This window comes from Ectobacillus sp., assembly GCF_056992975.1.
Window position 1 is genome coordinate 1 of sequence record NZ_JBXKMX010000260.1, and the last position, 7,194, is coordinate 7,194.

9 protein-coding genes are annotated in these 7,194 nt (G+C 37.8%); 3 read left to right on the forward strand and 6 right to left on the reverse strand.

The annotated features are described in order from the left end of the window. The 3 genes from AC11ZT_RS11935 to AC11ZT_RS11945 form a co-directional block, all read right to left on the reverse strand. Positions 1–440: NAD(P)H-dependent flavin oxidoreductase (locus tag AC11ZT_RS11935; RefSeq protein WP_484059805.1), on the reverse strand; the 440-nt coding region annotated here is incomplete at its 3' end. 122 nt (positions 441–562) lie between these two features. Further along, entirely contained in the window at positions 563–1,663 is a 1,101-nt protein-coding gene (locus tag AC11ZT_RS11940) for a DNA alkylation repair protein (protein WP_484059806.1), read from the reverse strand. Between the two features lie 156 nt (positions 1,664–1,819). After that, entirely contained in the window at positions 1,820–2,371 is a 552-nt protein-coding gene (locus AC11ZT_RS11945; protein ID WP_484059807.1) for a hypothetical protein, read from the reverse strand. A 251-nt stretch (positions 2,372–2,622) separates the two neighbouring features. On the opposite strand from AC11ZT_RS11945, the gene AC11ZT_RS11950 reads away from it, so the two are divergent. Next, positions 2,623–3,036 (forward strand): cytidine/deoxycytidylate deaminase family protein, encoded by a 414-nt coding sequence (locus AC11ZT_RS11950; RefSeq protein WP_484059808.1) that lies wholly within the window; start codon positions 2,623–2,625, stop codon positions 3,034–3,036. A gap of 33 nt (positions 3,037–3,069) precedes the next feature. Here AC11ZT_RS11950 and nfsA read toward each other — a convergent pair whose 3' ends face one another. The 3 genes from nfsA to AC11ZT_RS11965 form a co-directional block, all read right to left on the reverse strand. Continuing rightward, on the reverse strand, positions 3,070–3,819 hold the full coding sequence (nfsA, locus tag AC11ZT_RS11955; protein WP_484059809.1) for an oxygen-insensitive NADPH nitroreductase: 750 nt from the start codon (positions 3,817–3,819) through the stop codon (positions 3,070–3,072). Positions 3,820–3,902: 83 nt separating this feature from the next. Beyond that, complete coding sequence (locus AC11ZT_RS11960; RefSeq protein WP_484059810.1) at positions 3,903–4,334, reverse strand: DUF2383 domain-containing protein; 432 nt, start codon at positions 4,332–4,334, stop codon at positions 3,903–3,905. Positions 4,335–4,419: 85 nt separating this feature from the next. Further along, positions 4,420–5,760 carry an MFS transporter gene (locus AC11ZT_RS11965; RefSeq protein WP_484059811.1) on the reverse strand — a complete coding sequence of 447 codons (1,341 nt, stop codon included), beginning with the start codon at positions 5,758–5,760 and terminating at the stop codon, positions 4,420–4,422. A gap of 306 nt (positions 5,761–6,066) precedes the next feature. Between AC11ZT_RS11965 and AC11ZT_RS11970 the strand changes: the two genes are divergently transcribed. Together AC11ZT_RS11970 and AC11ZT_RS11975 are read left to right on the forward strand one after the other, a co-directional pair. Continuing rightward, positions 6,067–6,528, forward strand: a complete 462-nt coding sequence (locus AC11ZT_RS11970; RefSeq protein WP_484059812.1) for a staygreen family protein — start codon at positions 6,067–6,069, stop codon at positions 6,526–6,528. A 94-nt stretch (positions 6,529–6,622) separates the two neighbouring features. Beyond that, a partial coding sequence (locus tag AC11ZT_RS11975; RefSeq protein ID WP_484059813.1) for a DUF3900 domain-containing protein occupies positions 6,623–7,194 on the forward strand: 572 nt, incomplete at its 3' end.

The window sequence follows — 7,194 nt, forward strand, 5'->3', positions numbered from 1 at the left end:
ACGACAACAGCAGCTGCTCCAAGTTTTTCAGCAATTTTAGCTAGTTTTGCAGAAGAGACGATAGAAAGAACCGGAATTCCCGCTTGTCTTCCCCATGCATACATATCTCTTGAAATCCCTGCGCCTGAAATAATGAAATCTATTTTTTCTTCTAGCGCGGCTTTCATTTTTTCGGCAAAATCATTCATAGCAAATAACACATTGACACCGATATATCCATTTTCTTTCATAGAGTTTCTAGCTTGCCTAATATGACTACGCAATTCATCAACGGAAATTCCTGTACCGGAAATAATACCAATCCCCCCTGCATTTGCTACAGCTGAAGCAAGTTTGGAAAGAGAGATTCCGACACCCATCCCACCCTGCATAATGGGAACCTTTGGCATAATATGTCCTATTTTTAATTGGGGAAAGTTCAACGTAATTCCTCGTTTCAAGTAGTTTTTTATTAACTATTCCGAAGTGTAACATGATGTTTTTTTATCGAATAGTGACGTTTGTCATGGCAAAACTTTTACCCTTTTTGCACAGGTTTAACAGAGAAAACTACGTGTAATCATTACGATTTTTCTTTTAATACAGGCTCAATCAATTTGAAGTCCTTTGTTGCTTTTACTACACCATTTACAATAATAGACAATGTATGTGTTCCTTTATAATGTTTTCTTGTAGTTAAGTCTTGAAAGGAATGCTCACGAATAATGGCTTGTCTTTCTCCCTTCTTAATTTCACCTTTTTTTATCATAAATATTTTTCTATGTCTTTGCCCTCTAGCTTTTACAAAATCGATTCCATATTCTACTCGTACGGGAAGTGCGTTTTCTGAATATAGTTCAAACGAAAACGGAATGCTTTGCCCGATGGTTATAATATCGCAACCGAGCGTTAATTTTTCAATGGTAATGGTATGATCATCCTGATATCCGAATAACGAAAGTGCCCGTGCATCTCCCTTTTTCAGTAAGGAACGACACGCATGTTGGATGATCCAATCTGTGCGTTTTTGTTTCCCCTTCCATGCTTTCGCTATTTCAATTACGATATCTGGAGCAAGATATGAGATGTCGTTAAGATGATTCGCCACACTTTTGCGCACGTAAAGAGAATCGTCCTCTTTCAAGTTCATTAATATGGGTAACGTTTTTTCTGGATTCTTTTTTAATGAAGGAACAGATAATCCCCATGGAAGTCTTGGTCTACTGCCTTCACTTGCTAACCGTCTAAGATGTTCGCTTGGGTGAATGGACCATTCAATCATTTGGCTAAGCATGCGGTCCTGATTTTTTAATAGAAATGGTCGAACTGCAAATTCTGATGTGGAAAGTGAAGTAAAAAAAGCCAATGCTTTTATGGATTCATCCCATTCTTCCAAACCATATTGTTCTACATAATCAGGAAAAATGATGCCACTCAGTCCTCCAAATTGTGGGGCCACTTTATATAGTATATTCAGTGCTTCCGTGTATTCATGAGGTAATACCTCATGTAAACAAACCGTAATTTTTCTCATGCGCTGTTTTAAGGCTAGTCCATTCCAATCCTCTTGAAAAATAAGTTTACGAAAGGTTTCTCCATCCATTAAGGGATATTCCTTTTGAAATGCCTGTATCAATTCCTCTATAAACGTCTGATTAAACACATTTCTCAATTCTTCGGCCATTGTTTATCCTCTTTTCCTAAAAACATCAATGCGAAAAGAAGTATAATTTTATACTTACTACTCTTTGCATAGTTTAAGATTATATATTTTCCACTAAAAAACAAGGGTGAAGAAAATCTTCGCCCTTGTTTTTAGTCACTTGTAGTTAAAATAATATTATTTCTTTTGAACCGCTTGGACTAGCATAGCTACTTCTTCTTTCGAAAAATGCGATAGTATATCTTGCTTAGCTGTTTGTTTTTGTTCGGCTGTCAATTGTTTTCGGTTGTTATACAGTTCCATAGTTTTAAGAATTTCAGCAGTAGATAATTTATGCTCAACATATTTTATTGCATCTGCTTGCGTCTCTACTTTTTCTTTTTTTGCTAGGTCTGTTACTGCTGCTTGATTTACTTTTTCAAGATCCACCTTACTTGATATTGCATTTACTTCAGGTTGCTTTCTATCCTCTACTTGCTGCTTCTGATCATTCGATCCAGATTCTGTAGGCACTACTGTAACATTGTGGTAATCTGTTTTTTCTTCCGTTTTCTTTTCTGCAACTTGTACATCATTCAAATGATTTTGTAGTGTATCGGTTAGGTGCTGTGACTGGACCGAGGATAGAATCACTTTACTAACTTGCTGTTCACTATAATGTTTTGCGTATACCCCTCCAACACTTACCACCGTCACAATTCCAAGAGAAATCAGGATCATTTTTTTCAACGTAATTCTCCCCTGTTTTATTATATATTTCTCAATTATCCAAAAATTATTGGATTCCTATCTACCATTATATATTTTTTTATTTATTTTTTAATTAATAATTGTTAACAACCTGTAAAAAATTTTATCTAAGTTGATTATGCATATCATTCGTAGAGATTAGAAGCCATGCAAACTGAAGAAAACGATTGATTTTTCATAGAAAGAGTGGTTTTAATAATGAAAGTAAGAAAAAATTTTGGAGGGAAAAAATGACACAAAACCTACTAACACTTTCCGATTTAGATAAAGAACTACTCGAAGCAGCAACATCGATTATTAAGCAAAACTACGATTCAGAGAATGGCAATCATACAGTTGGATGTGCGGTTCGCAGCAAAAATGGAAGGATATATGTCGGAGTAAATGTGTATTCCATGCACGGCGCATGCGCAGAGACTGTTGCCATTGGCGCAGCAATTACAAATGGTGAAAGGGAGTTTGATAGTATTGTTGCAGTAAGAGGAATAGATGGCGGTGAAATACTGGCTCCGTGCGGCAACTGCAGACAAATGTTATCCGATTATATGCCGGACTGCTTAGTCATGATTAACACCTCAAATGGTGTAAGAAAGGTCAAAGCTAGAGAACTCATTCCATTTGCATATGTAGTCTCAACAGATTAAAAAAGCCGGCTCAATTATGCCGGCTTTTGTTGCTTATTTTAGATCTAGACCTTGTCCTTGTACATATCCCTTCATATATTCACGGGATTTACTTGATAGCATTTGAACTATTTGGCTGGTCCACGTATCCGAACGCTTTCCGCCCGTACGTTTTATATAGTAATCTTGAATTACTTGATTATACTTCGTTAGACTTTCCTTTGTCTTTTCTTGGTCATCATGGTATTCTTCTTCATGATAGATTTCAGCAAACGGCAAACGCGGTTTTATACTTCCGTCATGCAATGGATATCCGACAGTAAGTCCAAATAGGGGAACGACTCGTTTTGGAATGTTGAGTAGCTTTGCAACTTCCTCTAAATTATTGCGTATCCCCCCTATGTAACAAATACCAAGACCCATAGATTCTGCAGCAAGTGCAGCATTCTGCGCTGCTAATGCAGCATCAATGGTCGCAACCATATAATTTTCTGTACTTCCCAAGAAGGATGAAAGATCGACTCCCTCCATGTTTCCTAGTACTTCGTGACGGTGCAAATCTGCACAAAAAATGAAGAAATGTCCATTTGTTTCGACATAAGACTGATTACCAGCTAACTCAGCTAGCTTTTTCTTTTTTTCCGTATCTTTCACACCAATAATCGAATACGCTTGCAAATAGCTTGATGTAGCGGCCGCTTGTGCACTTTCTACAATCGTACGTATTTGTTCGTCCGATAATGATCGGTCTTCATATTTTCGAATCGAGCGATGATGTTGAATCGTTTGTATTACTTCATTCATGAAACGTCCCCCTATCAATTTTCTCTCTTATATAGTAACGAATTCACAGTAAAAAAGACACTAATATGCTAGTGCCTTCTTCATCAGTGTAGGAGTTTTTTCAAAGTATCCGTATGCTTTCGGTCCTCGTTAATAATATGATGAACAATGATATTGCTTTCCTCGTCCAAATCTCCTTTTACTATTTCCTCTGAAAGCCGAACAGCATAATCTTCTTCGCTTTTTATGGCCGTTTTTACAATCTCATCATTTGTTTGCGCATATCCTTTGATATTACTAAACAGCTCTTGCACAGAACCGATGAACCCTGCGTCATCTGCGGGCATACCACCTAAATTTTGAATACGCTCCGCTACTGTAGTGGCATGTTGCTTATGATTTTGCTGTATGAGTTGCAATGTTTTCTTTATATGGGCATCCTTTGCATGATGAATCAAATGCTCATACGCGTGAATTCCCATATATCGCCCCTTCAAAAAGGCATTTAACTCTTTAATAGCAATCTCCTGATCCATCGTATCAATCCTCTCTTATAGGTTCATAACTATGATTCCACCTAAAAGAGAAATTATGTAAAAAAGTATGCCTTGGCATATTTTTTTACGCTTCTTCTGTAGGTACAATCGATACTTTTGCTTCATTATGAATCAAGAAAGAGGTGAGAAATGCAAGAATACTTCCAATCATACCAAATAAAAATAAGTGCTGAATTCCTAGCATAAAGGTGTCCGATTTTGTTAAAATTGCTCCCATTACCGTAACACCAATTGCTGTACCGATATTTCGTGAGAACAGAATGAACGAAGTAGAAATTCCCATTTCATGTCGTTCAACCAGTTGCTGGGAGCCGAGTAAGCTTACAGTTGAAATTAACCCAAATGCCACGCCTTGGACAATCATCGCAAAGAAAACATAATAAAATCCACTTCCCGTATTTAACATAGCAAGTTGGATCCCAGATAATACAAGCAGCCCATTCCCGATAATAAGCAATGTCCGGTAGCCAAATCTACCAATTAAATTTCCGGCTGGTACTGCGGCAACCATCCATCCGATTGACATTCCGAGCAAGGCAACGCCGCTCATAAATAAAGATTGATTCGCTATTTTTTGTAAAAAGAGCGGCACATAGCTAGCTGTTCCAAATAAAGCAACACAACCAACGAACCCATTCACATTCATCCACTTAATCGTTCGATGTCGAATGAGTGAAAGTGGAACAATCGGTGAAGCTTGTTTTTTTTCATAAAAATAGAAAACAGCTAATATCATCGCACCTAAAATGCCGTATAGGAGTTGATTATAATCAACAACCGTAACAAGTAAAACAAGGCTTACCCCAATTGCAAAAATAATAGCACCGATATAATCAACGCTTGCTTTTTTCGGTGTGTATACTTCTTTATAAGGTAACAACATTACAAGCGAAATGATACAAAGAGGAAGGTTAACGAAGAAAATCCATCTCCACGTCATATACTGAACAAAAAAAGCTCCTAAGAGTGGTGCTAATACTGCAGATAGTCCCCACATAGCCGTAAACAGTGCTTGAATTTTCCCCCGCTTTTCAATAGGGAACAAATCCCCGGCAATAATTGCAGGAAATGGCATCATCACTCCCGCTCCAATTCCTTGCACAGCACGAAACACAATTAGCTGTACCATATTTTGTGACATCCCGCAAAGTAGTGACCCGCCAAAAAACAAAATAATTCCAGCAGCAAAGACGTGCTTTCTTCCATATAAGTCAGAAATCCTCCCCGCAACAGGGGACAAAATCGTACAAAAAATCATATACGATGCAAACGACCAAGCATAAAGCTCAAACTGCCCAAGCTCCTTCGCAATAACCGGCATCGTCGTATTCATAATCGTCGTATCAATCGACGCAACAAGCATCGCAATCACAATACTAACCATAACAACTGTTCTATTTTTCAATACTTGATTCCCCCATTCTCTACCAGAGAAATTATACACTATGAGGGGCGGCAGGCTCAATGGATTTGACTTGCCTGAAATGTACCTATATCCCCACCTCAACCTCGTCTATTTCTTACTATTTTTCCAATCCAGCTCCACTCTAAAATGGAGAATTTCTAAAATAAAGTGATGTTCTTTATAATCATCCTCATATATTAATAAAAAAACTCATTTATAAAGTGTCCTTGGTTGGTTCATATTACTACCGGCAATATTGATTTTTTATTCATTCATAGACGAAAAATAGCTAGGGGGAACATGAGAATGTCACAATTTAAGCCTTCAAAATTATCAATAAAGTATGTTCCGCCAGCAAGTAGCACTGAACCCGTCCATGGTCGAAAATACACGCTTACCCATTCAGATATAACGGGAGATCTCTTTTTAACAATTGGATACAGCTATGACCTTACAGCAATCGATGTAAATAAGCACGATGAAGTTCTTGCAGAGTGGATGATTGCTCCGCAGCAAATCCCAGCTTTATTTGGCGTCGTCCTTGTAAGTGACGGACAATTTATAGAGGAAGTAGCCAAACTACGGTTTACCATTTTTAAAGAGGAGATGGCGACTGCCCTTCAAGGAATTGTCAACGGTGATCAAACATTTTTCAGCACCTATCCTATATTACAAAATGCTCCGATTTATATTTATTTTCAATCCAATTATCCAGCCTATCGCGGCTTATATTATTTTGGGACACCTAATCAATACATTAGTTCCTAAAAAACTCCACCTTTCTTACGCTTTGTTCATTGACGAATGCTTTTTTCGTTTTTATACTGAGAAAAGCAATTACAGTTAGGATTAGGTGATACCAATGGATTTTCAAATACATTATCTCTCCTTTTACGTCGTCCAAGTAGAAGGTAACGGAGAGCAAGCGAATAAACGTTTTAAACATTTCCAAACGTTAGATGCCGCAGAATATGAGGAAAATGCGATCAAAACATTTTTGGACGGAGAATTGATGAAAATTTCAAAGCGGAAGGTGGATCGACATCCAAAGTCCGAGCAAGTGCCCACGAAAATTGGTTATTTTATTGTAGAACCAGGTCATGAACTTGACTCCAATCCAAACTACAATATGATGCAGCGTGTTCGCTTTGCAATCAACAAAGAAGAATTTCGTACATATAGTGAAGCAGTGGTTACTTCCTATGTAGATACAAGTGCCGTTCGGGGCGGTGTATTTCTTGCTGTCACCGCAACATTACGCGAATATTTTGACGCTCCCTTTTTATTTCTACTAAAATGCGATTTTGAGCCAAAGGTTGCCTCAATTTCAGATGAAGCAACTCTCATCCATAACGTTGAAATGGCTATCACAACGAAAAATATGAAATCCATCCAATACCCGTACATGCCAGAAGAAGGCATGATCGAAGAACG

Bases quoted from the DNA above. Each gene is read 5' to 3' on its own strand.
- AC11ZT_RS11940 (WP_484059806.1), bottom strand. From the start codon at position 1,663: ATGGCCGAAGAATTGAGAAATGTGTTTAATCAGACGTTTATAGAGGAA.
- AC11ZT_RS11950 (WP_484059808.1), top strand. From the start codon at position 2,623: ATGACACAAAACCTACTAACACTTTCCGATTTAGATAAAGAACTACTC.
- nfsA (WP_484059809.1), bottom strand. From the start codon at position 3,819: ATGAATGAAGTAATACAAACGATTCAACATCATCGCTCGATTCGAAAA.
- AC11ZT_RS11960 (WP_484059810.1), bottom strand. From the start codon at position 4,334: ATGGATCAGGAGATTGCTATTAAAGAGTTAAATGCCTTTTTGAAGGGG.
- AC11ZT_RS11970 (WP_484059812.1), top strand. From the start codon at position 6,067: ATGTCACAATTTAAGCCTTCAAAATTATCAATAAAGTATGTTCCGCCA.